The sequence below is a fragment of the Mesorhizobium sp. M1182 genome, from assembly GCF_040318335.1.
Taxonomy (GTDB): Bacteria; Pseudomonadota; Alphaproteobacteria; order Rhizobiales; family Rhizobiaceae; genus Mesorhizobium.
This window is the reverse complement of sequence record NZ_JAMYMD010000039.1, coordinates 1-25,718: the sequence shown is the minus strand read 5'-3', so window position 1 is coordinate 25,718 and position 25,718 is coordinate 1. Positions and strand designations below refer to the sequence as shown.

At 63.2% G+C, this 25,718-nt stretch carries 29 protein-coding genes; 13 read left to right on the top strand and 16 right to left on the bottom strand.

Annotated features, from left to right (window positions below; translation table 11 throughout):
- The first annotated feature begins 59 nt into the window (after positions 1–59).
- Positions 60–401: a hypothetical protein gene (locus tag NKH33_RS28830; protein ID WP_352501642.1), complete on the top strand. Its 342-nt coding sequence runs from the start codon at positions 60–62 to the stop codon at positions 399–401.
- 16 nt (positions 402–417) lie between these two features.
- On the opposite strand, the gene NKH33_RS28825 is transcribed toward NKH33_RS28830, so the two are convergent.
- The 4 genes from NKH33_RS28825 to NKH33_RS28810 all read right to left on the bottom strand — a co-directional run bounded on the left by NKH33_RS28825 (position 418) and on the right by NKH33_RS28810 (position 3,899).
- The gene (locus NKH33_RS28825; protein ID WP_352472754.1) at positions 418–906 is read right to left on the bottom strand and encodes a GNAT family N-acetyltransferase; all 489 of its coding nucleotides are present in this window, start codon (positions 904–906) and stop codon (positions 418–420) included.
- 1 nt (position 907) lies between these two features.
- Positions 908–2,407, bottom strand: coding sequence for an Asp-tRNA(Asn)/Glu-tRNA(Gln) amidotransferase subunit GatB (gatB, locus tag NKH33_RS28820; RefSeq protein WP_352614201.1), 1,500 nt, complete (start codon positions 2,405–2,407; stop codon positions 908–910).
- Positions 2,408–2,596: 189 nt separating this feature from the next.
- On the bottom strand, positions 2,597–3,028 hold the full coding sequence (locus tag NKH33_RS28815) for a CBS domain-containing protein (protein ID WP_023674810.1): 432 nt from the start codon (positions 3,026–3,028) through the stop codon (positions 2,597–2,599).
- 100 nt (positions 3,029–3,128) lie between these two features.
- Positions 3,129–3,899: a rhomboid family intramembrane serine protease gene (locus NKH33_RS28810; protein ID WP_031211254.1), complete on the bottom strand. Its 771-nt coding sequence runs from the start codon at positions 3,897–3,899 to the stop codon at positions 3,129–3,131.
- A 393-nt stretch (positions 3,900–4,292) separates the two neighbouring features.
- Between NKH33_RS28810 and NKH33_RS28805 the strand changes: the two genes are divergently transcribed.
- From NKH33_RS28805 to NKH33_RS28795, 3 genes are all read left to right on the top strand, one after another.
- Positions 4,293–4,931 carry a PAS domain-containing protein gene (locus NKH33_RS28805; RefSeq protein WP_352922711.1) on the top strand — a complete coding sequence of 213 codons (639 nt, stop codon included), beginning with the start codon at positions 4,293–4,295 and terminating at the stop codon, positions 4,929–4,931.
- 117 nt (positions 4,932–5,048) lie between these two features.
- Positions 5,049–5,666, top strand: coding sequence for a PilZ domain-containing protein (locus NKH33_RS28800; RefSeq protein WP_352922731.1), 618 nt, complete (start codon positions 5,049–5,051; stop codon positions 5,664–5,666).
- Between the two features lie 261 nt (positions 5,667–5,927).
- Positions 5,928–6,527 carry a transglutaminase-like cysteine peptidase gene (locus NKH33_RS28795; RefSeq protein WP_198023528.1) on the top strand — a complete coding sequence of 200 codons (600 nt, stop codon included), beginning with the start codon at positions 5,928–5,930 and terminating at the stop codon, positions 6,525–6,527.
- Between the two features lie 721 nt (positions 6,528–7,248).
- On the opposite strand, the gene NKH33_RS28790 is transcribed toward NKH33_RS28795, so the two are convergent.
- Entirely contained in the window at positions 7,249–8,145 is an 897-nt protein-coding gene (locus NKH33_RS28790; RefSeq protein ID WP_352614203.1) for a LysR family transcriptional regulator, read from the bottom strand.
- Between the two features lie 96 nt (positions 8,146–8,241).
- On the opposite strand from NKH33_RS28790, the gene NKH33_RS28785 reads away from it, so the two are divergent.
- Together NKH33_RS28785 and NKH33_RS28780 are read left to right on the top strand one after the other, a co-directional pair.
- A complete protein-coding gene (locus NKH33_RS28785; RefSeq protein ID WP_352922708.1) occupies positions 8,242–9,429 on the top strand; it encodes an MFS transporter in 1,188 nt (395 codons plus the stop codon).
- A 30-nt stretch (positions 9,430–9,459) separates the two neighbouring features.
- Entirely contained in the window at positions 9,460–10,206 is a 747-nt protein-coding gene (locus NKH33_RS28780; RefSeq protein ID WP_352851465.1) for an SDR family oxidoreductase, read from the top strand.
- A gap of 57 nt (positions 10,207–10,263) precedes the next feature.
- Here the strand turns inward: NKH33_RS28780 and NKH33_RS28775 are convergent, their stop codons facing one another.
- Together NKH33_RS28775 and NKH33_RS28770 are read right to left on the bottom strand one after the other, a co-directional pair.
- Positions 10,264–10,791: a gamma carbonic anhydrase family protein gene (locus NKH33_RS28775; protein WP_352772653.1), complete on the bottom strand. Its 528-nt coding sequence runs from the start codon at positions 10,789–10,791 to the stop codon at positions 10,264–10,266.
- Positions 10,792–10,809: 18 nt separating this feature from the next.
- Positions 10,810–11,154 carry a DUF6949 family protein gene (locus NKH33_RS28770; RefSeq protein WP_254817711.1) on the bottom strand — a complete coding sequence of 115 codons (345 nt, stop codon included), beginning with the start codon at positions 11,152–11,154 and terminating at the stop codon, positions 10,810–10,812.
- A gap of 118 nt (positions 11,155–11,272) precedes the next feature.
- Here NKH33_RS28770 and NKH33_RS28765 point away from each other — a divergent pair, with 118 nt between their 5' ends.
- Positions 11,273–12,004: a hypothetical protein gene (locus tag NKH33_RS28765; protein WP_352922703.1), complete on the top strand. Its 732-nt coding sequence runs from the start codon at positions 11,273–11,275 to the stop codon at positions 12,002–12,004.
- A gap of 265 nt (positions 12,005–12,269) precedes the next feature.
- Here the strand turns inward: NKH33_RS28765 and NKH33_RS28760 are convergent, their stop codons facing one another.
- Positions 12,270–12,473 (bottom strand): DUF3126 family protein, encoded by a 204-nt coding sequence (locus tag NKH33_RS28760; protein ID WP_023674799.1) that lies wholly within the window; start codon positions 12,471–12,473, stop codon positions 12,270–12,272.
- A gap of 113 nt (positions 12,474–12,586) precedes the next feature.
- Complete coding sequence (gene cysE, locus NKH33_RS28755; protein ID WP_023717455.1) at positions 12,587–13,435, bottom strand: serine O-acetyltransferase; 849 nt, start codon at positions 13,433–13,435, stop codon at positions 12,587–12,589.
- Between the two features lie 159 nt (positions 13,436–13,594).
- On the opposite strand from cysE, the gene NKH33_RS28750 reads away from it, so the two are divergent.
- Entirely contained in the window at positions 13,595–14,209 is a 615-nt protein-coding gene (locus NKH33_RS28750) for an HD domain-containing protein (protein WP_352472742.1), read from the top strand.
- A 42-nt stretch (positions 14,210–14,251) separates the two neighbouring features.
- On the opposite strand, the gene NKH33_RS28745 is transcribed toward NKH33_RS28750, so the two are convergent.
- From NKH33_RS28745 to NKH33_RS28730, 4 genes are all read right to left on the bottom strand, one after another.
- Positions 14,252–14,623, bottom strand: a complete 372-nt coding sequence (locus NKH33_RS28745; protein WP_352922701.1) for a hypothetical protein — start codon at positions 14,621–14,623, stop codon at positions 14,252–14,254.
- A gap of 136 nt (positions 14,624–14,759) precedes the next feature.
- Complete coding sequence (locus NKH33_RS28740) at positions 14,760–15,527, bottom strand: alpha/beta fold hydrolase (RefSeq protein ID WP_352922699.1); 768 nt, start codon at positions 15,525–15,527, stop codon at positions 14,760–14,762.
- Positions 15,528–15,547: 20 nt separating this feature from the next.
- On the bottom strand, positions 15,548–16,111 hold the full coding sequence (locus NKH33_RS28735; protein ID WP_352620826.1) for a DUF192 domain-containing protein: 564 nt from the start codon (positions 16,109–16,111) through the stop codon (positions 15,548–15,550).
- A 19-nt stretch (positions 16,112–16,130) separates the two neighbouring features.
- On the bottom strand, positions 16,131–16,706 hold the full coding sequence (locus NKH33_RS28730; RefSeq protein WP_352541457.1) for a cold-shock protein: 576 nt from the start codon (positions 16,704–16,706) through the stop codon (positions 16,131–16,133).
- Between the two features lie 236 nt (positions 16,707–16,942).
- Between NKH33_RS28730 and gloA the strand changes: the two genes are divergently transcribed.
- A complete protein-coding gene (gloA, locus tag NKH33_RS28725) occupies positions 16,943–17,383 on the top strand; it encodes a lactoylglutathione lyase (RefSeq protein WP_023674793.1) in 441 nt (146 codons plus the stop codon).
- 78 nt (positions 17,384–17,461) lie between these two features.
- The gene (locus NKH33_RS28720) at positions 17,462–17,755 is read left to right on the top strand and encodes a DUF2218 domain-containing protein (protein ID WP_352472739.1); all 294 of its coding nucleotides are present in this window, start codon (positions 17,462–17,464) and stop codon (positions 17,753–17,755) included.
- 8 nt (positions 17,756–17,763) lie between these two features.
- Here the strand turns inward: NKH33_RS28720 and NKH33_RS28715 are convergent, their stop codons facing one another.
- Positions 17,764–18,336, bottom strand: a complete 573-nt coding sequence (locus NKH33_RS28715) for a DUF1697 domain-containing protein (RefSeq protein ID WP_352922697.1) — start codon at positions 18,334–18,336, stop codon at positions 17,764–17,766.
- Positions 18,333–19,589, bottom strand: a complete 1,257-nt coding sequence (ilvA, locus tag NKH33_RS28710) for a threonine ammonia-lyase IlvA (protein ID WP_352472737.1) — start codon at positions 19,587–19,589, stop codon at positions 18,333–18,335. The genes NKH33_RS28715 and ilvA overlap by 4 nt, the downstream gene beginning before the upstream one ends.
- Before the next feature lie 126 nt (positions 19,590–19,715).
- Here ilvA and NKH33_RS28705 point away from each other — a divergent pair, with 126 nt between their 5' ends.
- The 3 genes from NKH33_RS28705 to NKH33_RS28695 all read left to right on the top strand — a co-directional run bounded on the left by NKH33_RS28705 (position 19,716) and on the right by NKH33_RS28695 (position 23,584).
- The gene (locus NKH33_RS28705; RefSeq protein WP_352922694.1) at positions 19,716–21,110 is read left to right on the top strand and encodes a M24 family metallopeptidase; all 1,395 of its coding nucleotides are present in this window, start codon (positions 19,716–19,718) and stop codon (positions 21,108–21,110) included.
- A 104-nt stretch (positions 21,111–21,214) separates the two neighbouring features.
- Positions 21,215–22,288 carry an alpha/beta hydrolase gene (locus tag NKH33_RS28700; RefSeq protein ID WP_352451120.1) on the top strand — a complete coding sequence of 358 codons (1,074 nt, stop codon included), beginning with the start codon at positions 21,215–21,217 and terminating at the stop codon, positions 22,286–22,288.
- Between the two features lie 132 nt (positions 22,289–22,420).
- Positions 22,421–23,584 (top strand): alpha/beta hydrolase, encoded by a 1,164-nt coding sequence (locus NKH33_RS28695; RefSeq protein ID WP_352922692.1) that lies wholly within the window; start codon positions 22,421–22,423, stop codon positions 23,582–23,584.
- 140 nt (positions 23,585–23,724) lie between these two features.
- Here NKH33_RS28695 and ade read toward each other — a convergent pair whose 3' ends face one another.
- Complete coding sequence (gene ade, locus NKH33_RS28690) at positions 23,725–25,536, bottom strand: adenine deaminase (RefSeq protein ID WP_352922690.1); 1,812 nt, start codon at positions 25,534–25,536, stop codon at positions 23,725–23,727.
- Between the last annotated feature and the right edge of the window lie 182 nt (positions 25,537–25,718).

Below are 25,718 nucleotides of genomic sequence, written 5' to 3'. Positions count from 1 at the left end.
TGCCGGAACAAACGCGCCGCTGCGCCACGAGCGAGCGGCGCCATCGATGGAGACAAACGATGCAGCACCTTCCCCTCACCATGCCCGCCGTCAGGATCATTGCGGCAATCTCGCTGCTTGCCTTCCCGAACTTCCTGCCGCCGGTCACGAGCCCGGCGAACGCGCTGCCGGTCAGCCAATCCTGCCGGATCACCACCTATTACAAGACTGCGGCAAAGGCGACGGAGGTTGGCGTGCGCTCGACGTGCCAGGGCGTCAAAAAATGGGGTGTCACCTCGAAATATTACGAGGTGGAAAAAATCGAAGCCGCCACGCCCCCGCACACGTCGGGCGGCGGCGGCAGCCTGCCGTGCGAGTTTCTCGCTGCCGGCTGCTCCAACCTGCCTGAGAAACGCAACTGAGCGCCAGGCAAACGAGCTAGCCGATCGCCTTCTCCAAAACCAGCGCCGGCAATCCCGAGGCGCCGCCGCAATCGGCCGTGTTGCCGGCGGGCAAGAACCCCCTCGAGCGGTAGAAGGCGACAGCCGGAGCATTTGCTTCCTCGACCTCGACACGCAGCGTCCGGGCCTCCGGAAAGCTGGCCTCGATCTCGTCCAGCAGCGCCTGGCCGATGCCTTGCCTCTGCCAGGCCGGATGCACGTAAAGCTGGTTCAGCATGACGATCCTGGCATCCGTGGTAGCGGCGGCGAAAGCCATGCCGCCGATGTTTTTGCCGTCGTCGGCGACCAGGAACTCCGAGTTGGGCCGCATCAGCCGTGCTTTGAGCGCGGCGACAGAATGCCATTCATCGGTGATTTCGGTGACCCGCGGCCCGCCGTAGATGGCATCATAGGTGGCATGCCATGTCTCGACCAGCAATGCGCGCACCGCCGCAAGATCTCGCTCGCCAGCGGTGCGAACGAACATCCTACTCGATCCCGAGCCTGGCCTTGACCAGCTCGTTGACCGCCTGCGGGTTGGCTTTGCCGCCGGTCGCCTTCATCACCTGGCCGACGAACCAGCCGGCCATGGTCGGCTTGGCGCGCGCCTGTTCGACCTTGTCCGGGTTGGCCGCGATCACCTCGTCGACCGCCTTTTCGATGGCGCCGGTATCGGTGACCTGCTTCATGCCGCGGCTTTCGACCAGCTGACGCGGATCGCCGCCCTCGTTCCAGACGATCTCGAACAGATCCTTGGCGATCTTGCCGGAGATGGTGCCTTCCTTGATCAGATCGATGACCGCGCCGAGCTGATCGGGCGAAACCGGAGCATTTTCAATACTCTTGCCGGCTCTGTTCAACGCACCCAGCAAATCGTTGATGACCCAGTTGGCGGCAAGCTTGCCATCGCGACCAGCGGCCACCTTCTCGAAATAGTCGGCGACCGCCTTTTCCGATACCAGGATCGAGGCGTCGTAGGTCGACAGGCCGAGCGAGGTGATCAGCCGCGCCTTTTTCGCGTCGGGAAGTTCCGGCAGGTCCTTTGCCAACTCGTCGATATAGGCCTGGTCGAATTCCAGCGGCAGAAGGTCGGGATCGGGGAAATAGCGGTAGTCGTGCGCTTCTTCCTTGGAACGCATCGAGCGCGTTTCTCCCTTGTTGGGGTCGAACAGCCGCGTTTCCTGGTCGATCTTGCCGCCGTCCTCCAGGATGGCGATCTGGCGGCGTGCCTCGTAGTCGATGGCCTGGCCGATGAAACGGATGGAGTTGACGTTCTTGATCTCGCAGCGCGTACCGAATTCGCCGCCGGGCCGGCGCACCGAGACGTTGACGTCGGCGCGCAGCGAGCCTTCGTCCATATTGCCGTCGCACGTGCCGAGGTAGCGCACGATGGTGCGCAGCTTGGTGACATAGGCCTTGGCTTCATCGGCGGAGCGCATATCCGGCTTGGAGACGATCTCCATCAGCGCCACGCCGGAGCGGTTGAGATCGACATAGGACATCGTCGCATGCTGGTCGTGCATCGACTTGCCGGCGTCCTGCTCCAGGTGCAGGCGCTCGATGCCGACCTCGATGTCCTCGAATTCGCCCTGCCGGTCCGGGCCGACCGAGACGATCACCTTCCCCTCGCCGACGATCGGCTGCTTGAACTGCGAGATCTGGTAGCCCTGCGGCAGGTCGGGATAGAAATAGTTTTTCCTGTCGAAGACCGATTTGTGGTTGATCTCGGCCTTCAGGCCCAGCCCGGTGCGGATCGCCTGCTTGACGCATTCCTCGTTGATGACCGGCAGCATGCCGGGCATCGCCGCGTCGACCAGGCTGACATTGGCGTTGGGCGCGGCGCCGAAAATGGTCGAGGCGCCGGAAAACAGCTTTGCCTGCGAGGTCACCTGCGCGTGGACCTCGAGGCCGATGATGATCTCCCAGTCGCCGGTGGCGCCGGGAACCAGGCGCTTGGCGTCGGGCGTGCGGGTGTCGATAATGCTCATAAGGGCCTGCATACTGAAATTGCGGATATGCGAGAACGCATATTTTGCTGTGCAACTTCGCTAGTGCAAACCGCCAAAAGAGACAAGCGCAAAGCCGCAGGCGCCAACGCGGCACAGGCCCGCACCTGCCGCGACGAACTGCGATAGCAGCTTGAAAAATCGACCTGCCGGCAACCCGGCCGCCGTCACCTATGCCGTGGCGATATAGGCCCTGATCTCCTCGGCCTCGCGCTCGACATCCTCGATGCGCCGCTTGACCACGTCGCCGATCGACACGATGCCGTCGAGCAGCCCGTTCTTTTCCACCGGCAGATGGCGGAAGCGGCCCTTGGTCATGATCTCCATGACCTCGTTGACGGTGTGGTTCTCATTGCAGATCTTCACCTTGGGCGTCATCGCCGAGCGGACGGCAAGGTCGAGCGCCGCCGCCCCCTCCTTGGCGAGAACCCGCACCACATCGCGCTCGGAAAGAATGCCGACGATCTTGTGATCGCCGTTGGTGATGACCAGCGCGCCGATCCTGTGTTCGGAAAGCATGCGGATGGCTTCGCTGAGCTTTTCGTTCGGCCCGAGCGTCACCACGTCGTGGCCTTTTGCCTCGAGAATTGCCTTAACAGTCATGGCGTCCTCCTCTGCATTTCCTGCCGGCTCCTGCCCTGGCCGGCTTGCCCTGGGATGAACATGGTGCGCCGCGAACGGTTGCATTTCAAGTGCGGCCGTCTCAGGTCTCCGGCTCGTCCGCCTGCCGGGGCACCTGCTCTCGCCGATCAAAAAACCGCAGGCCGAAAAAGCCGGCAAGAAAGCCGCCAATATGGGCTTCCCAGGCGATCTGGCCGTCAATGCCAGGCGCCAGGCCGAAGAGGCCGGTCGCGAGGTTGATCACCATCCACATGGCGAGAAAGGTGACGACGCCGCGCGAGCGCAGCACCGCCGCCATCGGCAAAGGCTGGCCGGCGAAGGCGGCCTTGCCCGACGATCGGTCAATGCGGAAGCCGTAGCGTGCCGCCGCGCCCATCATGCCGGAAATCGCGCCGGAGGCGCCGACCAGCGGCGCCTCGCCAAGCGGGTGCATGGCCCAGAACAACGCCACCGCCGCCAGTCCGGTCGCGGCGAAGAACAGGCTGAAGCGCAGCGCGCCGAAGCGGTTGGCCAACGGTGAGCCGAAGGCCGCGAGCCACACCATGTTGATGGCAAGATGGGCAAAGCCGCCATGCAGGAAGGCATAGGTAAAGGGGCTCGAAAACGCGAAGAAATCCAGATCGAAGCGGCCCGAATAGCGGATGGGGACAAAGGCAGCCCGGACAAGCAGTTCGAAGTCCTGGTCGTCGGTCAGCCAATAGACCCGGATCAGATGGACCGCGACGCAGATGCCGATCACCGCCAGCACCACGGGCGGCAGGTTGAACACCGGTTCGCGGCGCTGCTCCGGTTCGCGGGCGGCAGGCCCGCTCTCGCCCTGCTCGATCTCCGGTGGGCTTTCTGGGTCGCTCATATGGCTTGCACTCAGTCGCTGGATTGGACTTGGCGAGCATGTAGATCACGGCCAACCGAATCACAAACGGCGAATCAGCAGCCCCGAATCAAAAAAAGAAGCCGTCCAAGGTTTCCCTTGAACGGCTGGTCGAGCCCCCCTGCTCCCCCTGAACTCTTGACTGAAGTGCTGCCGATCGTCGCAAAACGACCGCTTCTGGAGTGGTTTTGGTGTGCCACAGGCCTGGCCGGCGCGCAACGTAAACCAGTTGTTAACCTTAACCGCCCCGACCCGTGAACAAGTATTAACGATGCTGGCACGCATCCTGCTCCGCAACGCATGTAGGTCTTCGGAGGGCGCCCTTCTGTTCACCGATGGGACATCAGAAGACAGAATGCGCGGAGCAGCATTAGCATGAACCAGACCGGATCGATCACGCTGTTCCATTATTGGAACCGGTTGCGTGACGGACGCCCTGCCCCGAAGCGCTCGGAAGTCGAACCCGCCGACATCAAGTCGCTGCTGGCCGACACGTTCATCCTGGAAAAGGACACGCGCGGCGAAGCGGTGTTCCGGCTGGCCGGCACCAGGCTCTGCGCGGTCTATGGCCGCGAACTCAAGGGGTTTTCATTCCCTTCGCTGTGGCGCGAGAAGGACCAGCGACTGATTTCGAAGCTGACCGATGGCGTCTTCGACCTGAAATCGGTAGTGCTCATCACCTATGAAGGTTTCAGCCGCAGCGGCCGTTCCAACAGGTTCGAGCTGCTCGCGCTGCCGCTCGACGGCGGTGTCGAGAGCCCGCGCTGCCTCGGCGTGATAAGCGCCGTCGAAAAGCCCTTCTGGCTGGGCGCCGACCCGGTTCTCGACGCCGTGATCGATTCGATCCGCGTCGTCGATCCCGACAAGGAGCCGATGTTCCCGGGGAACCGTCCGGCGATCGAGGTTCCCTCGCTCGCCCCATCGGAATTCGACCCGCCCGAGACGATTTCGGCGCTCGGCCAGGCCCGCCGCATCCGTCACCTGGTCGTCTTCGACGGCGGACGCGAGGAATGATGCCCAAAGCTTAAAGCAACAGCGCCGGGCTTTCCCCTTTGTTAACCTGCTTTGTTGTAGTTTTCCGCTGAAATTCCCCGCATCCATGCGCGGAATGGCGAACGGGGTATGGCAGTGATGAGGTCAGCGGCGGTCGACCATGCGCCGTCCCAAGCTGAAAGGCGTAACTTTCAGCGCGTCCGCGTGAAAATTTACGGACGCTTCATGCTGGAAGACCGCACCGAACATCCCTGCCAGGTGGTCGACATGTCGCCCGGCAACGTCGCGCTGCGCACCGAGCGCGGCGGCCTGGCGGGCGAAAAGGTCATTGCCTATATCGATCACATCGGCCGCATCGAAGGCGTCATCACCCGCACGCTGCAGGATGGCTTTGCGATGACCGTCATCGCGTCGGACCGCAAGAGGGACAAGCTCGCCGCGCAACTGACCTGGCTTGCCAACAAGCACGAGCTCGACCTGCCGGAGGACCGCCGCCATGAACGCGTTGCGCCGCGCAACCCGACGAGCGTGCTGCAGCTTGCCGACGGACGCCAGTACCAGTGCCGCATCATCGACCTGTCGCTGTCGGGCGCGGCGATCGAGATCGACGTCAAGCCGGCCATCGGCGTCCAGGTGACGCTGGGCACCATGCGCGGCCAGATAGTGCGGCATTTCGAAGATGGCGTCGCCATCGAGTTCGCCGTCATCCAGCGGCCGGAAACGCTCGATACCGAATTCAGCTCATCGCGCGGCTGACGCGGAAGCGTTAGCACTATCGGGAAGAGAGGCTGGCGATCCTTCGCGCCCCCTCTGTCCCGCCATCCCAGCTGTTCGAATGGTGCGACGAAGCATGGGAACATGCCCGGCTGGAATCCTTAAACAATTCTATATTCAATTGCCTCAAATTTTATGTTTATTCTATTGGCGTTTTACTTAATGTTTACTTCGCGCTTTTGCGTCAAATAAATCCAGCCGTGTCATTGTCTCCTCAAACGGGGAGACTGAATAATGAACAGGATGAGGGGCAAGCTGTTGCTGGCGGCAATAGCGATGCAGCTTTTCGGTTGGGGGACTGTAAACGCGGCGGAGCCGGCCTTCATGCACACCGGCGGCCGCACCACGCAGCCGGTCGGACACTACGAATTGTGCCAGCAGCTTCCGCAGGAATGCAATCAGAGGACGCCTGGCCGGGCACCCGTCGAGCTGACCCGCAAGCTGTGGGCGACGATCGTCAAGGTCAACAATTCGGTCAACAGCAGGGTCGCGCCGCGCACCGACATGGAAATGTGGGGCAAGGAGGAAGTCTGGTCCTTTCCCAATAGCGGCTTCGGCGACTGCGAGGACTATGCGCTGGAAAAGCGCCGCGAGCTGATGAGCATCGGCGTACCGGCCGGCGATCTGCTGATGACGGTGGTGCGCCAGCGCAATGGCGACGGCCATGCGGTGCTGACCGTGCGCACCAGCCTTGGCGAGTTCATCCTCGACAATCTCCAGCCCAAGGTGCTGTCCTGGACCAATACCGGCTACACCTACCTGAAGCGCCAGTCCGAGCGGAATTCCGGCGCCTGGGTGACGATCAACGACGGCCGCTCCGACGCGGTCGCCAGCGTCCGCTGAGGACGCCAAGGCATGTCGCCCAAAAGCGCGTAGCGGTTTTGGGATAACGACATGCATAAAACAGAGGTTAAGTGCGTCGCATGACTTCGCGCTTTAGGAGAAACCCGGTCGAGTCCCCACCCTCCCCGTCCCCAACGACCGGGTTTAAGGAGCCGGCCCCGTCCCCGGGCCGGCTCCACCATTTTTGGGGAGCGTTTCGGACATCCGGACAGACAGCGGCTATCTTCCACGAAACTCTAGAGCCAAGCAGTTCCCATGATGCCAGTGACATCAGAGACCGCGATCCTAAGCGACACAGTGGGAAGCAGTATCCTTTTTGTGGTTCTCTCCTCGGCCACATTCTACTGCGTTCGTGAACTCGTGTCTGCGTGGAGAACAGGCTCCATTCGGTCAAAAACTGGACTCGTTCTGCGAAGCTCAGATCTTCTGATTTTCCGGCGGCTGGTTCGCGCGATCGCCTTCGCAGTTGCTTTACTTACACTTTGCCTTTTTGCTGTCACCGCCGAACTTATGCGGCATATGTTCGGTATCAGCGAGCTGCGGGTGGGAGCGGCAATCGCTGTCTTAACTCTCTTTTTTCTGGTGGCTTTGGCTGCCAAGTTTAGTCGATGAGAAGCGCCGGTTACAGTTATCTCGGCTTTGCCTCCAACTGCGCTTCGTCATCCAAGCTGTCTCACGATCGTTTGTGGGATACGAGCTGCCGTTTGCCGTCGAAACGCTGTTACTTGCCCCTGATACGGAACGCGTCGACAAAGGCGGAAAACGCCGGAGAGGGATGGCGCCGGCTTGGATAGTACAGGTGGTAACCCTGGAACGTTGGGCACCATTTGGTGAGGACTTCCTGGAGAAGGCCACTCTCAATGTGTGGAAGGACGAGTTCGCGCGGCAGATAGGCCAAGCCCACTCCGTCAAGCGCGGCCTGGATCGCCGGCCCCATGTTGTTAAGCGTCAGTTGCCCCTCGACCCGAGCACTGAACTCGCGCGCTCCTTCCCGCAATTCCCAGGCATAGACCGATCCTGACGTCGGCAGCCGGTAGTTGATGCAGTTATGGTCGGTCAGCTCCTGCGGCGTCTCCGGCGGTGTCCGGTGGGCGAAGTAATGGGGTGAGCCGACCACAGTGTAGGTCACGTCGGCTCCGATGCGCACGGCTACCATATCCCGGGCAATGGACTCGCCCAGACGCACGCCGGCATCGAACTGGCGCTCGACGATGTTGGTGAAGGCGTTGTCGACCACCAACTCGACATTGATATCGGGGAAGTCGCTCAGGAACTTTGGCAGCCGGGTGCGGAAGACAATGTCGACCGAATCGTCGGTGCACACCAGGCGAATGTTGCCGGACGGCCTGTCGCGAAGGACGCCGAGAGCGCTGACCTCAGCCGCGATGCCTTCGAAATGCGGTTCGATGCCTTCCTTGAGGCGTTGACCGGCCGCCGTCGGGGCCACGTCGCGCGTGGTGCGAGACAGAAGACGGACGCCAAGCCGCGACTCCAGCGACTTGATGGTGTGGCTAAGGGCCGAAGGAGTGACCCCGAGCTTGGCGGCTGCTCGGGTGAAGCTCCGCGTCCGGGTGATCTCCAGGAACGCGCGCATTTCGGCGAACTCGTCGCGTGGCATTGATGAGCCTCATTCACAACCACATCAAAATTATACCCGCTAGTCGCATTTGGCCAGCCCGACTACTTAGTTCGGGAACGGACAGGAGACTGCCTTATGACCATCGATTTCGTGCTGGACGAGGCCACTGCTGCTGACAGCGGGACGACCCCATGGTCTGCGGTGGTCTGCCTGTCGCTGCTGACCTTCCTTCTGGTCGGACTGGAGTTCCTCCCGGTGAGCCTGCTCACCCCGATCGCTCAGGATCTGGCCGTCTCCGAGGGTCAGGCAGGCCAGGCAATCGCGGTATCCGGATTCTTCGCCGTGGTTACCAGCCTCTTCGGCAACTCGCTGTTGCGAAACGTCGATCGACGGACGGTGGTTGTGGTCTATACGGCAGTGCTGGCCGCATCGAGCCTGGCGGTGGCGCTTGCTCCCAACTTCCTGGTCTTCCTGGCCGGGCGGGCGCTGGTGGGCATCGCGATTGGCGGTTTCTGGTCACTGTCGACGGCCATTCTGGCCCGCCTGGCCGCGGGACCCGACCTGCCCAAGGCCATTGCCTTGCTCCAGGGTGGCACTGCCTTCGCATTGGTGATCGCCGCGCCCGTCGGCAGCTTCCTCGGATCGCTGATCGGATGGCGGGGAACCTTTTTCGTCACTGTCCCCATCGGCCTTGCGGCGCTCGTGTGGCAGTTGGCCGTTCTCCCGAAGATGCCGCCGATAGAGATCGCCTCGGTGTCGAGCATGTTCGGCCTGCTGCGGAATCGCAGATTCGCCATCGGCATGGGCGCGACCGGGCTCGCTTTCATCGGGCAGAACGCGCTCTCGATCTATCTGCGGCCGTTTCTGGAAAACGTGACGGGCCTTGAGGTCAACACCCTCTCACTGGCTCTATTGGGCGTCGGCCTCGGTGGCGTGGCGGGACTGTCGATTGTCGGCTTCATACTCCGGCAGCACCTCACAGCCGTGCTGATCGGGCTGCCGAGTGCACTCGCGGTCTTCGCTCTACTGCTGATTGCCTTTGGACCGTTTGCACGCGCCACGGCCGGCCTGCTGGTTCTTTGGGGACTGTTCGCTACCCCGATCCCGGTGGCGTGGAACACCTGGATGAGCACGCTCATCCCTGAAGACCTGGAGACCGGGGGCGGACTCCAGGTCGCCCTGATCCAGTTCGCGATCGCAGGCGGCGCTATTGCAGGAGGCCTGCTGTTCGACGTGGCCGGCTGGTGGAGCGCCTTCCTTCTCGCCGCCGTCCTGCTCACGGGCTCGGCCTTGCTCGCCGCCTCGGCCGGCCCCCGCACCTGAACTCTTTCAATTCTTGTCTAGGAGAATCTCATGTCCAAAGGAATCGAGAACAAGGTCGTCGTCATCACCGGTGCCAGCAGTGGCCTCGGTGAAGCGACGGCACGCCATCTTGCCGCACGAGGCGCTTCCGTGGTCCTGGGTGCACGGCGGTCACACCGCATCGACGCCCTTGTCCAGGAACTGACCGCCGCTGGGCACAAAGCCAAGGCCGTTACTACCGACGTCACCGACGCCGGCCAGGTCCAGAATCTGGTGAACACGGCGGTCCGGGAATTCGGCCGCATCGACGTGATGCTCAACAATGCGGGCCTCATGCCGTTGGCCCCGCTCGAACGGCTCAAGGTCGACGAATGGGACCGGATGATCGACGTCAACATCAAGGGCGTCCTTTACGGCATCGCGGCCGCGCTTCCGTACATGAAGGAGCAGCGATCGGGGCACATTATCAATGTCTCGTCCGTATACGGCCATGTGGTCGACCTGGGTGCGGCGGTCTATTGCGCCACCAAGTTCGCGGTGCGTGCGCTATCCGAGGGTCTGCGGAAAGAGGTGAAACCCTACAATATCCGCACCACGGTGATCTCGCCGGGCGCTGTCAGCACAGAGTTGCTCGAGCATATCAGCGAGAAGGATATCCAGCAGGGGACCAGGGACTTCGTGAGCAAGATCGCCGTGGGGCCAGATACGTTTGCCCGAACGGTCGCCTTCGCGATCAACGAGCCCGACGACGTCGATATCAACGAGATCTTGTTCCGGCCGACCGCCCAGCCGGTTTGACTTGGAAGGGGTTATGCTTCGATATCTTGAGGCCCGGCTCCGCCATTTCCGGGTCGGCTAGACCTTCCTCAGCCCCGCCCTAAACCGCCTGCCGTTTGCCACATAATGCGCGGCCGAGGCGCGCAGCCTGGCGACTGCGGCCTCGTCGAGCATCCTGACGACGCGCGCGGGCGAGCCGACGATCAGCGAATTGTCGGGAAATTGCTTGCCTTCGGTGACCAGCGCGCCGGCACCGACCAGCGAGTTGTTGCCGATCTTCGCCCCATTCAGCACGATGGCGCCCATGCCGATCAGGCTGTTGTCGCCGATCGTGCATCCGTGCAGCAAGGCACGGTGGCCGATCGTGCAGCCTTGGCCGACGGTCAGCGGAAAGCCGGCGTCGGTGTGCATGATTGTGTGCTCCTGCACGTTTGTGTCGGCGCCGACGACGATCGGCTCGTCGTCGCCGCGGACGACGACGCCGAACCAGAAGCCGGCATTGCGGCCGATCCTGATATTGCCGATCAGGGTGGCATCGGGCGCGATCCAGTTGCTGTCGGCGTCCTCGAAGGCGGGCGCTTTTCCGTCAATCGCGTAGATCGGCATTGCTGTCTCCAGATCGTCTCACACCGACAAGCTGCCAGACCCTAGAAGCGAAGCCGCCCAGGACGCAATGGCGATCACCACCATCCCCAGCGCCAGCGCCCAGATGGTCGCCGTACAGCCGCAGGAGATCAGCCCCAGCACCGAGATGCGACGCTCGCGCCAGGCGTCCAGCGCCTCGTTGGCGAACATCAGCGGCCCGGCGCAAGCCGTCGCGGCGAGCGAGCGCAGCATGTGCTTCGACGATACATAGGGCTGGACGAAGGCAAGCCTGCGGCCGGCGATCAGCTCCATCGCCGATCCGGCCAAGCCGCAAGCCGTCAGCCCAGCCATAAAACTGAATATGATTTGTTCGACCGGGCCCATCTTTACCCTCCGTTTACCATGAAATTGCACAGTCGCCCGCAAAGCTGCGAAGCAAGAGCCGTGCCGCGTCGAGATGTGCCGTTCAGGCACACCCGTTGGACGGCAAACGAGGGTCGCGATGAAGCAGGCAGCCGCCACTGAGGGCCCGCAACTCAGCGTCGTCGATTCGACGCTGATGAGGCGGGTGTTTTATGCATTCGCGACGCTGGCGCTGGTTTCGGTGGCGATCAGCCTCGGCGGCAAATGGTTCGGCCGCTCGATCGCCATGGCCGGGTACACCGACGACACCACGGTCCACAGGGTCGTCATCGGCAACAACGTCATCGCCGTGCCGGCCAATGTCATCCGCTTTGCCCAGGCCCGGCGCGACGGCATCGCCTCGCGACTCGACCTCTATCTGCGCTATCCCGAGATGGACGGCTACAGCGAGGCTGCCCGCAACGACTTCAACCACACCGGACCCAGCAAGGACATCGTCTTCCTGTCGTTCGAGCCGCAGATGATGTCGCGCGACATGAGCGGCCGCTTCGCGCCGATCTACAGCGCGCTGATCGCCAAGCCGGGTACACCCGGCCCTGGCGGCACCACGTTTTACGCCTTCAGCGAAAAATCAGGCTATCTCAACGAAGTGCTGGCGGTCGCCGATCGCCCCGGCAAGGATCCGTTCGTCGCACGCTGCCTGAGCGGCCCGAGCGCGGACGAATCGCTGGCGCCCTGCGAACGCGACATCCTGGTCGGCGACAATCTCAGCCTCACCTACCGCTTCCCCCGGGAATTCCTGGGCGACTGGCAGGGGCTCGACGCGGCGATTTCTGCCGAAGCAGCGCGTGTGCAGAAGACCGGGCGATAAGCAACGAAACGAGCCGTTCCGTAGCGATCCTTCGCGCCCCTCTCTGTCCTACCGGACATCTCCCCCACGAGGGGGGAGATCGGCCGTCATCTTGGCTTTCGCCAATCTCCAATGTTGCAGGAAGAGCGCAGCGCCGAGGCTGCCAATCTCCCCCTTCGTGGGGGAGATGGCCGGAAGGCCAGAGGGGGGCGCTGTCCCACCGGCGTCCTGCAAGGTTCCGTACCGCCGCAGCACTTGAGGCGTAGCGGCCAGCTAAACTCCCAGCTCAGGCCAGATCGATGTCGAGGATCGCCATCGAGAAATTATAGTCCCCATCGTCCTCGTCCTTGAAGACGATGCCGAGGAACTCGTCGCCGACATAGACCTCGGCCGAATCTTCCTTGCGCGGCCGCGCCTTCACTTCGAGTTTAGGGTTCTGGAAGGTGCGCTTGAAATAGGCGTCCAGCTTTCTGATTTCGTCCGGCTTCAACAGTCTTCTCCGATCGTCGGCTTCTTCGTTTGAGCGCGCTTCTGGCACGTCGACAATGGCCATGTAAAGGCAAGCCGGCATGGGGGGCAGGAATTCAGCCCCTGCCCGAGCACTCAGATGTCGAAGCTGACGACGTGGTCCATCGTCTGCGATGGCAACAGCTGGTCCATCTGCCGCGAAGGCTGGTCGCAGCCGGTCTCGCCGACGACGCGGGCCGGCACGCCGGCAACCGTCTTGTTGTGCGGTACCGGCGACAGCACCACCGAGCCGGCCGCGATCTTCGAGCAATGGCCGATCTCGATGTTGCCGAGGATCTTGGCGCCGGCGCCGATCAGCACGCCGTAGCGGATCTTGGGATGGCGGTCGCCGCCGGCCTTGCCGGTGCCGCCCAGCGTCACGCCGTGCAGGATCGACACGTCGTCCTCGATCACCGCCGTCTGGCCGACGACGAGGCCGGTGGCGTGGTCGAGGAAGATGCCCTTGCCGATGCGGGCAGCCGGATTGATGTCGGTCTGGAACACCGAGGACGACCGGCTCTGCAAATACAGCGCGAAGTCCTGACGGCCCTGGTTCCACAGCCAATGCGCCAGCCGGTGCGTCTGGATGGCGTGAAAACCCTTGAAGTAGAGCACCGGCATGATGAAGCGGTCGCATGCCGGATCACGGTCGTAATAGGCCTGGATATCGACGCGCACCGTCGTCGACCAGTCCTTGTCGTCGGCCGCCATCGCCTTGAACGTCTGGCGGATGAGGTCGGAGCCGATGTCCTGGTGGGCGAGGCGCTCGGCCAGCCGGTGAATGACCGCTTCTTCCAGGTTTTCCTGATTGAGGATGGTCGAATAGAGGAACGCCGCCAGCAGCGGATCGCGGTTGACCGCTTCCATCGCTTCGTCGCGGATCGAACGCCAGATCGGATCTACCGGCTGCACCCTGGTGGGACGGGAAATCGTAACGCTGTTCATCTGATGTCTCCGGCCATCCAATGTCTCGGCCATCCAATGTCTCGGTTGGCGGCTTGCCTATTCTCCGGCCGCACCTATAAGCCAGATCATAGCACGGGTGAACTCAATTTTCCTTAGTGCTTGGTGAAATGGATTTGGTTGGCGGAATTTCAAGCAGCCATGGAAAACGCAACCTTGATGGACGAGACCCTGAAGCGCGAGCTTTCCGCGCTCTATGAGGCCGAAGATCGCCACTACCACGACCTTGGCCACATCGAGGCGATGCTGGCGCTGGCCAATGATTACAAGGCGTTGTTGCATGATCCTGAAGCAGTCGAGGCAGCGATCTGGTTTCACGACGCGATCTACGACAGCCGCGCCAAGGACAATGAGGCGAGGAGTGCCGCACTTGCCGAGGAAAAGCTCGCCGGTCGCGCCGATGCACAACGCCTCGGCCACATCGCGGCGATGATCACTGCCACCGCCGGCCACGAATTGCCGCCCCTTGGCGACCAGCATTCGGTTCGCGACGCGGCGCTGTTCCTCGACATGGACCTGGCGATCCTGGGTGCTGCGCCCGAGGCGTTCGACGCTTATGAACAGGCGGTCCGCCGCGAATATAAGTGGGTCGATGAGCCGATGTGGCGGGCCGGCCGTGCCGCAGTGCTAGAGGGCTTCCTCGCGCGTCCGCATATCTTCCACAGCGAGGAATTCCGCCGGCGCTTCGAAACCCAGGCCCGGCATAACATGGCGCGCTCGCTCAGGGCGCTGGGGCACAGCCCGCGCCGATCGTAGCCCGAAGCGTCGGCCACTTGCGTCCGGAAGATTTGCCCGAAATCACGTAAACGCGCCTATGGTCGATGCCATGGCCCACAGCATAAACACCCCGGCGGCAAGCGACGCGCCGTTGACCACGATGCCAGCCAGGCCGAGCAAACGATTGTCGTTTGGACGACCCAGCGCCATCAGCCCGAAGACCGCGCCGGTAAGATGCGCCAATGGCCCGACCAGGAAAAATACCACCATGAAGAAGCCTGTCACACTGTGCTGGATAAGCACGGACGCGTCGCTGGGCATTGCCATCAACGCGGTGATCGCCATCGCGCCTGCCACCAATGCAGCCAGCGCTAGAACAACGGACCATTCGCCGAACCTGCTTTTCGCAACGACGCCCAGCAAAGCGGCGTCGCTTCTTCCCCATTGTGCCATCGTACCCCCTGCCCCTCGTTCAGCGCGTTGCGGGTTTGAACCGATCCACGCGTCACGCTTAGTTACTCCCGTATCGTTGCAAAACCGCTAAGAACCCCAGCTTCAGGCCCAATGGCCGCTTTTGGGGAGCCATCCATCAAAACCGATGCTCGGCATAAAACTCCAGCACGCGCTGCTTGAAGGTCTTGTCGCCGACCGCCAACATATGGTCGCGGCCTTCGATGTGAAAAGCCCTGGCGTTGGGCATCAGGGCGGCGAGTTCATCCGGCGAGCCGCCGATGTCGTCCTTGGTTCCCACCGCAATCAAGGTCGGCTGGGCAATGCGGGCAATGTCGGCCTCGCTCAGCAATTCGCGCGAGGTGGCGATGCAGGCGGCGAGCGCGCGGCGATCGCTGCGGGTCTGATCGGCGAAGGCGCGGAACGAGCGGCCGCGCGGATCGCTGGTGCCTGCCGGATCGTCGGCCAGAAGGGCGTCGGCTATCGGATCCCAGTCGCCGACGCCGTCGATCATGCCGATGCCGAGACCGCCGAAGACCAGCGTCGCCACCTTGTCCGGATCGGACAGCGCCAGGAAGGCCGATATGCGCGCGCCCATCGAATAACCCATGACATGAGCGCGTTCGATGCCGAGATGGTTCAAAAGCGCTGCCGCGTCCGACGCCATTTTTGCCGGCGTGTAGTCGGCTTCGTCATAGCTCTTCGACGACGACCCATGGCCGCGATTGTCGAAGGCGATGGCACGGTAGCCGGCGTCGTTCAGCGTCTTGAACCAGCCGGGCGACACCCAGTTGACGTAATGGCTCGAGGCAAAGCCGTGGATCATCAGCACCGGATCGCCCTGCCCCGATGCCGGCTGGCGGTCAAGGAAAGCAAGGTCGAAACCGTCATGGGAGAAGAACTGCATCGGCCGAAGATCCTGCCCGCTCAGTCGGAATCGACACTCGGCGCATCGCCCTTGTCGGGCGGCGGCATGGCCGGCCCCGGCGCCGTGCCGATGGCGGGATGGCGCAGCAGGTCGCCGTCCTTAATGCCCTTTTTGGCGGCGGTGCCTGCCTTGAGCTCGAGCACGAAGCGCACCGGCTCGTCCGGCGAGATGATCGCCTCCGACTGCGGCTCGCCTTGCTCGATCGCCCGGATCCGGCCGTCCTGTCCGACGAAGATCAGGTCGAGCGGCATCGGCGTGTTCTTCATCCAGAAACTCACATCCTGCGGCGCGCCGAACACGAACAGCATGCCGTGATTGTCGGCCATGTGGCGGCGGAACATCAGGCCGGCCTCGCGCTCGGCGGGCGTGTCGGCGATTTCGACCGAAAAAGAACGCTCGCCGGCCTTCGTCACCGCGACCAGCGGCGCCGGGTCGACGGGAAGGATCATCGCCTTGCCGTCGGCGGAACTCGGTTGCTGAAAATAGAAGAACGCACTTGCGGCGACGATGAGGAAAATCCCGGCGCAGAGCGCGCCCGCCGTCACCCGGTTCCTGTGAGCCATATGAAATCCTCGGCCGGAACTAATGCGAGACCGGCAAGGTACCCATATCGGGGTGAATTTCGGCAGCCATAAGGCCTTTGTCGCCGCGTCCGAAGCGGACCAGCACCACCTGGCCCGGCCGGAGTTCGGTGATGCCGTAGCGGCGCAGCGTCTCCATGTGGACGAAAATGTCCTCGGTGCCCTCGCCCCGGGTCAGAAAGCCGAACCCCTTGGTGCGGTTGAACCATTTGACCAGTGCCCGTTCGAGGCCGCTTTCCGGCGTCACCGCGACATGGGTGCGCTGCTCCTGCAGCTCCGCCGGATGCACCGCCGTGGTGACATCCATCGAGAGCACGCGGAAGGCCTGCAGCCCGCGCTCGCCCTGTTTGACCAGGCAGACGACACGGGCGCCTTCCAGGGCGGTCTGAAAACCGTCCTTTCGAAGGCATGTCACATGGAGGAGGATGTCGCCCGAAGTACCATCATCGGGAAGGATGAAACCGTAGCCCTTGGCCACGTCGAACCATTTGATGGCGCCGGCGATTTCGATGAGATCGGCCGTATCGGCGCTCTCATCCCGCTTCAACGCATCGTTACCGGCCCCGTCCCGCCCCATGAAAGAGGCCTTTTCCCCCATAAGAACGCCCCCTTTTTTCAACAAACACCGCAACTGATTCTTGGTATCAGATTAACACCGCGGCTTCCGGTGTGTGCAAGACCTGACGTGCCTTTTTTCACGGTTCCGTACAGGAATAGCGGATTTGCCGTTTGCCGGCGCCGGCAAGCGTGGCCAATTGCCCTTTGGCCGGGCCGCCCCTATGTTGCGCCGCAACGCAACATAAGGAGGAAATCATGCGCTATCTGCACACCATGGTCCGTGTCGCCGACATCGATGCTTCGCTCGATTTCTACTGCAACAAGCTTGGCCTCAAGGAAGTGCGCCGCCATGAAAACGAGCAAGGCCGCTACACGCTGATCTTCCTCGCCGCCCCCGAAGACGAGCAAAGCGGCATCAGCGAGAAAGCGCCGCTGGTCGAGCTGACCTACAATTGGGACCCGGAAGACTACAAGGGCGGCCGCAATTTCGGCCATCTCGCCTATGAGGTCGACGACATCTACGCCACCTGTCAGCGGCTGATGGACAATGGCGTTACCATCAACCGGCCGCCGCGCGACGGCAACATGGCGTTCGTCAAATCGCCGGACGGCATCTCGATCGAGCTGTTGCAGAAAGGTCCGGCCAAGCCGAAGGCCGAGCCGTGGGCGTCGATGCCGAACACCGGCAGCTGGTAACCGATCACGCCATCTTGAACGGACGCAGGCGGGCCCTGGTTCGGTTTTCGCGTCCGCATTCCCAAGGAGAATTCATTCATGCCGGCCAGCCATGTCGACGTCGCCACCGAACATGCCAGCCGCTATCTGCAGCAGCTGTGCAAACATTGGGCGCACAAGTTTCCCGTCGAATTCGACCCGAACCACGGCACCATCGATCTGACGCTCGGCCGCACGGTTCTCGATGCCGACCCGGCTGCGCTGCACATTGCAGTGACGACCGATGAAGCCGGCTCGCTCGAGCGCCTGGAAACGGTCGTCGCCGAGCACATCAAGCGCTTCGCCTTCCGTGAAGAGCTGGCATTCGACTGGAAACGCGCTCCGACCGCGTAGACGACCTGTCAACCGCCGGCCTTCGCCATGTCCAGCAGCATCAGCACGGTGCGCCAATTGCGCGCCGTGCCCGGCACCTTCAGAACGCGCGGAATTTGATTGGCAAACACGGATTTGCCGAGCCCGTCAGACGCATGCAGGTAGAGCACGTCGCCCTTGATCTCGAAGCGTTCTGGCCCGGTGCATTTTTCCGCCAGCCGGGCGACCTCCTCGGCGGTCGGCCGGCGCTCCAGCGCATAGGCATGCAGCTTGGTCGGCTCGCCGGCCACTTCCGGATAGGGATTGTCCGCCGCCAGCCGCTCGAGCCAGCCGAGATCGCGCACCATGATGCGTGAATGGAACCCCCATTTCTTCTCGAATTCCGCTTCCAACCGCTTGGTCAGCGTCGCCGCATCGCCATCTGGCGACCGGAACACGGCGTTGCCGCTCTGCACATAGGTGGCGACATCGGAGAAGCCGAGCTGCTCCAAAAATGACCTGAGTTCCGCCATCTTAACGATGCGGTTGCCGCCGACATTGATGCCGGAAAACAGCGCGATAAAATCCTTCGCCGGAGCGTTCGGAAGATCGTTGCTGCTCATATGATGAACCCGGCGAGCGTCTCGTTGTCTGTGATGTCCTGGTAATGGACGCTCTCGGCGTCGAAATTCGCCTTGAGCAGGTCGAAATTGCGGCGGTCCTTGGTTTCGATGCCGATCAGCACCGAACCGAAATTGCGCGCCGATTTCTTCAGATATTCGAAGCGGGCGATGTCGTCGTCGGGACCCAGCAATTCGAGGAAATCGCGCAGCGCGCCGGGCCGTTGCGGAAAGCGGATGATGAAGTATTTCTTCAAGCCCTCGAAGCGCAGCGCCCGTTCCTTCACATCCGGCAGCCGCTCGAAATCGAAATTGCCGCCCGACACCACGGCGACGATGGTCTTGCCCCTGATTTCCTTCCTGGAAAAATCCTTGAGCGCATCGATCGCCAGCGCGCCGGCCGGCTCGAGCACGACGCCTTCGACATTGAGCATTTCGATCATGGTTGCGCAGAGCCGGTTTTCCGGGATCAGCCGCACGGTGTCGGCGGCAAACTCCTTCAGGTGGCGCAACGGCTCGCGGCCGATCTCGGCCACTGCTGCGCCGTCGACGAAATTGTCGACCTTGGCGAGCTTGATCCGCTTTCCGGCGGCAAGGCTCTCGCTCAAACTCGGGGCGCCGGCCGGCTCGCAAAAGACGAAGCGCGTTTCGCGGTGCTGGTCGGCGAAATAATGGGTGACGCCGGCGGCCAGGCCGCCGCCGCCGACCGGCAGCATGACGATATCAGCCATGCGCGCGCCGGGCATCTGGCCTGATATCTCATAGGCGACGGTCGCCTGCCCTTCGATGATGTCCTTGTGGTCGAACGGCGGCACCATGTGGGCGCCGGCAGTTTCGGTGAATTCAAGTGCCGCGCGGTAGCAGTCGTCGAAGAAATCGCCGACCAGCCTGATCTCGACGAACGCGCCGCCGAACAGCCGCGTCTTGTCGATCTTCTGCTGCGGCGTCGTCACCGGCATGAAGACGACGCCCTTCTTGCCGAAATGGCGGCAGACGAAGGCAAAGCCCTGCGCATGATTGCCGGCCGAGGCGCAGACAAACAGCTCGGCAGCGTTGCCGGCGGCGAGCGTCTTGCGGAAGAAGTTGAAGGCGCCCCGGATCTTGTAGGAGCGCACCGGCGTCAGGTCCTCGCGCTTCAGCAGCACCCGCGCGCCGGTCTTCTTCGACAGATAGTCGTTTTCCTGCAGCGGCGTCTCCGGAAAGATCTCGCGGATCGCGGCAGCGGCGGCAGCGACGCGAGAAGAGAAACTGGTCATGGCTGGAGCACCCCACAGGCTAGGCGAATTCGGTCCCGCTATTGCATATCCGGCCTCGCGAAGCCATTGTCCGGCCACCCGAAAGGGTGTTCCCAAAACCTCGTTGGCCGTTAGGAGCGTGTGTTCATGCCTGTCGCATCGGTGGCCCGGAAAACCGTGTCGCTGCCGGAGTTCGGCGAGCCGACGGTGATGCCACTGGTTACGCGCGCCACCTATGAGGCCCGTATAGCGGCACTGGTCGCGCGTGGCGGGTTCGATGCCTTCGTCGTCTATGGCGACCGCGAACATGCGGCCAATGTCGCCTACCTCTGCGGCTACGATCCTCGCTTCGAGGAGACGCTGCTGGTCATCGTTCCCGGTAAGCCGCCGAAACTGCTGGTCGGCAATGAGGGCTGGGGCTATGCCGAGATCTGCGACGGGCCTTACGAGCGCGTGCTCTACCAGACGTTCTCGCTGCCGGCGCAGCCGCGCGACCGCTCGCAAGCGCTGGCCGACATCCTCGTCGGTTGCGGCCTGAAAGCCGGCCAGCGCATCGGCGCCATCGGCTGGAAGCCGTTCGGCCCCGGCGATGCGGGTTTTGGCGAAACGACGCTCGACCTGCCGTCCTTCATCGCCGACACGTTGCGCAGCCTTGCCGGCGATAGGGGCGTGATCGTCAACGCGGCGAACCTGTTGATGAACCCTGCCGACGGCCTGCGCGCCATCAACGAGGCCGACCAACTGGCCGCGTTCGAATTCGCCGCGACCTATTCCTCGCAAGGCCTGCGCAATGTCCTGCAAGGCATCGAACCCGGCATGACCGAATTGCAGGCGGCGCGGCTGATGGGCATCAACGGCCTGCCGCAATGCTGCCACCCGATGCTGTCGGCCGGCGGGCGGGCGGCCTATGGCCTGCCGAGCCCGCGTCTTGACGTCATCAAGCGCGGCGACCCGATCACCATGGCCTATGGCATCCAGGGTTCGCTCAATGCCCGCGCCGGTTTTCTGGTCGAGGACGCGGCCGAGCTTCCGAGGGGCATCCAGGACTATGTCGAGAAGCTGGTCGCGCCCTATTTCTGCGCCGTCGTCGACTGGTACGAGACGGTCGGCATCGGCGTTCCCGGCGGCGCGTTGTGGCAAGCTGTGCACGAGCGCATCGGCGATCGGTTCTTCGGCGTAGCGCTCAACCCCGGCCATCTCATCCATATCGACGAATGGATGCATTCGCCGGTATTTTCCGGCTCCGACATCAGATTGAAGTCGGGCATGGCCTTCCAGGTCGACATCATCCCGGCGACCGGCACCGATTATTTCACCACAAACATCGAGGACGGCATCGCGCTGGCCGACGAGGCGCTGCGCGAAGAGATCGCGGCGCGCTTTCCCGAGGCCTGGCGCCGCATCGAGGCGCGCCGCGCCTTCATGCGCGACGTGCTTGGCATAAGACTGAAGCCGGAGGTGCTGCCGTTTTCCAACATTCCGGCGTTCCTGCCGCCGTTCTGGCTTTCGCGCAACAGTGCGATGGCAGTCGCGGGGCGCTGAGCGCATTTCGGGCGCCTGCGACTTACTTCTGCCGCACTTCGCCTGTCCGGGAGGTGCGGCGGAGGTGGATGGGCCTTTGGTCAGGCCGGAGTGGAATTGCTTAAGTGCCCTTGAAGACGATTTGCATCATTGTCCTTGCCGCGCTGCTCGCCGGCTGCGGCGGCCGCCAAACCGAGGAACTGCTCGGCAGCGCCATGATGGCGGTACCGGTGACGGAAATCGCCGGCAATCACTCGATCTTCATCGCCACGACGCGCAAGCGCTCCGACGATCCCAACAAGGTCTTCGACGGCGAGCGTTCGGCGACGCTGAACTATGCCCGCGTCAACGTCACCGTCCCCGGCATCCACAAGACAGGCCAGATCGAGCGGCGCTCACGCGGCAAGTCGGACGATCCGGCCAAATACTTCATGGCTTCCGAGGTCGTCGGCTACGACACCCAGCCGAAATTCTCCAGCGCCCTCAGCGCCGACATCGCGGCGCGCGGCGGCCGTGTCATGGTCTTCGTCCACGGCTACAACACCGGCTTCGATGACGCCGTATACCGCGTCACCCAGATCACCCATGATTCCGGCTATCCGGGCACGCCGGTGCTGTTTTCCTGGGCGTCGGGCGCCAAGACCACCGACTACGTCTACGACAAGGAAAGCGCCAGCGTTGCCCGCGACCAGTTGGAAGTGACGCTGAGAATGCTGGCGCAGACCGGCGCGCGACGCATCGACATCGTCGCCCATTCGCTGGGGACCTGGGTTACCATGGAGGCGCTGCGCCAGCTCGCCATCACCGGCGACCGCGATCTGGGCGGCAAGCTCGGCGACGTCGTGCTGGCCTCGCCCGACATCGACGTCGACGTGTTCAAGAGCCAGATGCGCCGCTACGGCAAGCCGGACAAGCCGTTCATCCTGCTGCTCTCCGACGACGACCGGGCGCTGCGGCTCTCCGGCCTGATCGCCGGTGCGCGGCCGCGCGTCGGCGACTACAAGAACGCCGCCGACCTCGCCAGCTATGGCGTGTCGGTCGTCGATCTCTCCAGCGTCAAGGGAACCGACCGCTTCAACCACACCAAATTCGCCGATAATCCGGAATTGGTGCAGTTGATCGGCCAGAAGCTGCGCGAGGATGACGGGTTTGCCAGCGACCGCGAGGTGACCGACCGCATCGCCTCGGTCGGACAATAGCTGCATTGCGCGGCAGCGACCGTTGACCATTGCCGCACCATCGGAACAGTTTGAACTGGACCGTGCCGGCCTCTGCCTCTATCGAATAGGCCAAGACGTCTCCGGCTCGACGTCGCCTTTGCGGGAGCCCGCGTGATCGTGCCTTCGAAGATCTTTCTCGTCGTTGCGTTCGCGCTCGCGGTTACCGGCTGCGCCGGCCAGAACACGCACGATCTGCTCAACAAGACGACGATCATCGTGCCTGCTTCGGACATTGCGGCGACGCACAAGATCTTCGTCGCCACAACCCGGCAAAAGGCAATGAAAGAGCCCCGGCAGGTGTTCGACGGCGACCGTTCGCCGACCACCAGCTTTGCCAGCGTCGAGGTGACGGTGCCCAAAATCCACCAGCTCGGCGCCATCGAGCGGGTCAAGGGCTCGGCCAACAGCAATCCGGCGAAGGATTTCACGGCGACCGGCGTCACCTTCTACGAAGGCGCCCCGCAATTCGCCAAGGCGGTCGGCGCCGACATCGCCATGCGCGGCGACCGCGCGCTGGTTTTCGTGCACGGCTTCAACAACGGATTCGACGACGGTATCTACCGGCTGACGCAGATCGCGCACGACACGAAATATCCGGGCACGCCGGTGCTGTTTTCGTGGGCGTCGAGCGGCAAGACCACCGGCTACATCTACGACAAGGAAAGCGCCAATGCGGCGCGCGACGATCTCGAAGCGACGCTGCGCATGCTCGCCAGGAGCCGCGCCAAGAGTATCGACATCATTGCCCATTCGATGGGGACCTGGGTGACCATGGAAGCGTTGCGCCAGCTTGCCATCACCGGCGACCGCGACCTCGGCGGCAAGCTCGGCTACGTCATCCTGGCCTCACCCGATATCGACGTCGACGTGTTCAAGAAGCAGATGATCCGCTACGGCAAGCCCGACAAGCCGTTCGCCGTGCTGCTTTCGGGCGACGACCGGGCGCTCAGGCTGTCGACCCTGATCTCCGGCGACAAGCCGCGCGTCGGCGACTATGGCGACGCGGCCGACCTCGCCAGCTATGGCGTCTCGGTGGTCGACCTGACCAAGACCAAGGGCGGCGACCGGCTGAACCACGCCAAATTCGCCGACAATCCGTTCCTGGTGCAGCTGCTCGGCGACCGCCTGCGCGCCCCGGCCGGCCTCGCCTCCGAAGAGACCGCGCCGGCCCAGCTCGACAATCTCGGCCAGGGTCTCGGCAAGGCCGTCGGCTCGGTCGCCGAAATCGTCATCACCACGCCGTTCAAAGTGCTGACCATCGCCACCGGCGGGTGAGCCGACCTCTGCTGCCAAACGCGCCGGTGATTGGCAGCTGTCAACAAAAACGCTCTGCAGCGATCCTTCGCGCCCCCCTCTGTCCTGCCGGACAGAGGGGGCGCTGTCCGGGCGCTGTCCCTCCAGGGTTCAGTGATTCTTCAAACGAACAAATCAACCTTCTGAAAAGTTGTCACGTCGATCAGGCCGACGTCGGAAATTCTGAGCTCGGGGATGACGACCAGCGCCAGCAGCGAGTGCTGCATGTAGGCGTTGTTGAGCGAGCAGCCCATCTGCCGCATGGCGTCGCTGAGTTTGTCGGCCTTGGCGGCGACGATTTCGGCGCGCTCGTCCGACATCAGCCCGGCGATCCGCATTTCGACCAGCGCCAGCTCCTTGCCGTTGGAAAACAGCACGACGCCGCCGCCGACCTCGCCTAGCCGGTTCACGGCCAGAGCCATGTCCTGCTTGTTGGTGCCGACGACGATGATGTGGTGGGCATCGTGGGCCACGCTCGACGCCATGGCGCAATCGCCGATGTAGCCGAAGCCGGAGACGAAGGCGTTGGTGACGCCGCCGGTGCCCTTGTGGCGTTCGACCAGCGCGATCTGGCAGACATCGTTGCGGCGGTCCATGGCGACCAGCCCGTCCTCGACGGCAAGATCGGCCTCCAGCGCCCGCGTCGGCGCCTGGTTCTCGATGACGCCGATGACGCGTACCCGCACCTCGTTGGCGCCCAGGGGTGCGGCGATATCGAAATCGCCGGGCTTGAGCTTCCTGCCGAGCTTGACGGTGTTCTTCGCCGTCTTCGGATAGTCGTAGGCTGGAATGTCGATTTCGAGCTTGCCGCCCTTGGCCAGCCTGATGCCGCGGCCATAGACCTCGTCGATGGTCATTTCGGCGAGGTCGGAGACGATCAGCAGATCGGCGAGCCGTCCCGGCGCGATCGAGCCGATCTCGCGCTCCAGCCGGAAATGCTGGGCGGTGTTGAGCGTCGCCATCTGGATCGCCGTCACCGGCTTCAAGCCCTGGCTGATGGCGTGGCGCACGACCCGGTCCATATGGCCTTCGTGCACCAGCGTGCCGGAATGGCTGTCGTCGGTGCACAGGATGAAGTTGCGCGGGTCGAGCCCGCTCTCCGTCACCGCCTTGATCTGCGAGGCCACGTCGTACCAGGCCGAGCCCAGCCGCAGCATCGCCTTCATGCCCTGGCGGACGCGGGCGATGGCGTCCTCGGCGCGCGTGCCTTCGTGATCGTCCTCGGGGCCGCCGGCGACATAGCCGTGGAACGGCAGGCCGAGATCGCGCGAGGCATAATGCCCGCCGACCGTCTTGCCGGCCCTCACCGTCGCGGCGATCTCGCCCGACATCACCGGATCGTTGGCGGCGACGCCGGGAAAATTCATTACCTCGCCGAGCCCGATGATGTTTTCCCAGCTCATCGCTTCGGCAACGTCGGCGACGGTCAGTTCGGCGCCGGCATGCTCCAGCCCCGGTGCCGAAGGCACGCAGGACGGCATCTGCACGAGTACATTGACCGGCATGGCGACGGCCTCGTCATGCATCAGCCGCACGCCCGGCAGGCCGAGCACGTTGGCGATCTCATGCGGATCGATGAACATCGAAGTTGTGCCATGCGGGATCACCGCGCGGCAGAATTCCGTCACCGTCACCATGCCGCTCTCGACATGCATATGCGCGTCGCAAAGCCCCGGCACCAGATAGCGGCCGCCGGCATCGACCACCTTAGTGCCCTGGCCGATGGCATGGCCGGCGTTCGGCCCGCAATAGGCAAAGCGGCCGCCTGCAATGGCAATGTCGGTGCCGGCGATGATCTCGCCCGAATGGACGTTGACCCAGCGCCCGTTGCGGATGACGAGATCGGCGGGTTTGCGACCCATAGCGACATCGACCAGATGCGTCGCCATCTCAGCCCAGGGTTTTGGTTTCGTCGCATTGGCGGTCTTCGGCATCAACAGGCTCCTCTTTGCCCGACTGTGCCAAGCCGCGAGGATTTTGACCAGCGAGGAAGTAAGCGCGGACGGCGAAGTTGCAGATCTCCCCCCTCGAGGCAGGGCTATCGCATTTGGATTCTTACGAAGATGGACCCCCACCCTAACCCTCCCCACAAGGGGGAGGGAATGCTGCCGCGCGC

Excerpts from the sequence above, each read along its gene's own strand:
- NKH33_RS28745 (WP_352922701.1), bottom strand. The coding sequence starts at position 14,623 with ATGGCACAATGGGGAAGAAGCGACGCCGCTTTGCTGGGCGTCGTTGCG.
- ade (WP_352922690.1), bottom strand. The coding sequence starts at position 25,536 with ATGCCGAAGACCGCCAATGCGACGAAACCAAAACCCTGGGCTGAGATG.
- cysE (WP_023717455.1), bottom strand. The coding sequence starts at position 13,435 with ATGAACAGCGTTACGATTTCCCGTCCCACCAGGGTGCAGCCGGTAGAT.
- NKH33_RS28730 (WP_352541457.1), bottom strand. The coding sequence starts at position 16,706 with ATGGGGCGGGACGGGGCCGGTAACGATGCGTTGAAGCGGGATGAGAGC.
- NKH33_RS28790 (WP_352614203.1), bottom strand. The coding sequence starts at position 8,145 with ATGCCACGCGACGAGTTCGCCGAAATGCGCGCGTTCCTGGAGATCACC.
- NKH33_RS28715 (WP_352922697.1), bottom strand. The coding sequence starts at position 18,336 with ATGAGCAGCAACGATCTTCCGAACGCTCCGGCGAAGGATTTTATCGCG.
- NKH33_RS28735 (WP_352620826.1), bottom strand. The coding sequence starts at position 16,111 with ATGGCTCACAGGAACCGGGTGACGGCGGGCGCGCTCTGCGCCGGGATT.
- NKH33_RS28825 (WP_352472754.1), bottom strand. The coding sequence starts at position 906 with ATGTTCGTTCGCACCGCTGGCGAGCGAGATCTTGCGGCGGTGCGCGCA.
- NKH33_RS28810 (WP_031211254.1), bottom strand. The coding sequence starts at position 3,899 with ATGAGCGACCCAGAAAGCCCACCGGAGATCGAGCAGGGCGAGAGCGGG.
- NKH33_RS28770 (WP_254817711.1), bottom strand. The coding sequence starts at position 11,154 with ATGGGCCCGGTCGAACAAATCATATTCAGTTTTATGGCTGGGCTGACG.
- NKH33_RS28780 (WP_352851465.1), top strand. The coding sequence starts at position 9,460 with ATGTCCAAAGGAATCGAGAACAAGGTCGTCGTCATCACCGGTGCCAGC.
- NKH33_RS28720 (WP_352472739.1), top strand. The coding sequence starts at position 17,462 with ATGCCGGCCAGCCATGTCGACGTCGCCACCGAACATGCCAGCCGCTAT.
- gloA (WP_023674793.1), top strand. The coding sequence starts at position 16,943 with ATGCGCTATCTGCACACCATGGTCCGTGTCGCCGACATCGATGCTTCG.
- NKH33_RS28775 (WP_352772653.1), bottom strand. The coding sequence starts at position 10,791 with ATGCCGATCTACGCGATTGACGGAAAAGCGCCCGCCTTCGAGGACGCC.
- NKH33_RS28830 (WP_352501642.1), top strand. The coding sequence starts at position 60 with ATGCAGCACCTTCCCCTCACCATGCCCGCCGTCAGGATCATTGCGGCA.
- NKH33_RS28815 (WP_023674810.1), bottom strand. The coding sequence starts at position 3,028 with ATGACTGTTAAGGCAATTCTCGAGGCAAAAGGCCACGACGTGGTGACG.
- NKH33_RS28805 (WP_352922711.1), top strand. The coding sequence starts at position 4,293 with ATGAACCAGACCGGATCGATCACGCTGTTCCATTATTGGAACCGGTTG.
- NKH33_RS28750 (WP_352472742.1), top strand. The coding sequence starts at position 13,595 with ATGGAAAACGCAACCTTGATGGACGAGACCCTGAAGCGCGAGCTTTCC.
- NKH33_RS28800 (WP_352922731.1), top strand. The coding sequence starts at position 5,049 with ATGAGGTCAGCGGCGGTCGACCATGCGCCGTCCCAAGCTGAAAGGCGT.
- NKH33_RS28740 (WP_352922699.1), bottom strand. The coding sequence starts at position 15,527 with ATGCAGTTCTTCTCCCATGACGGTTTCGACCTTGCTTTCCTTGACCGC.
- gatB (WP_352614201.1), bottom strand. The coding sequence starts at position 2,407 with ATGAGCATTATCGACACCCGCACGCCCGACGCCAAGCGCCTGGTTCCC.
- NKH33_RS28765 (WP_352922703.1), top strand. The coding sequence starts at position 11,273 with ATGAAGCAGGCAGCCGCCACTGAGGGCCCGCAACTCAGCGTCGTCGAT.
- NKH33_RS28785 (WP_352922708.1), top strand. The coding sequence starts at position 8,242 with ATGACCATCGATTTCGTGCTGGACGAGGCCACTGCTGCTGACAGCGGG.
- ilvA (WP_352472737.1), bottom strand. The coding sequence starts at position 19,589 with ATGACCAGTTTCTCTTCTCGCGTCGCTGCCGCCGCTGCCGCGATCCGC.
- NKH33_RS28795 (WP_198023528.1), top strand. The coding sequence starts at position 5,928 with ATGAGGGGCAAGCTGTTGCTGGCGGCAATAGCGATGCAGCTTTTCGGT.
- NKH33_RS28705 (WP_352922694.1), top strand. The coding sequence starts at position 19,716 with ATGCCTGTCGCATCGGTGGCCCGGAAAACCGTGTCGCTGCCGGAGTTC.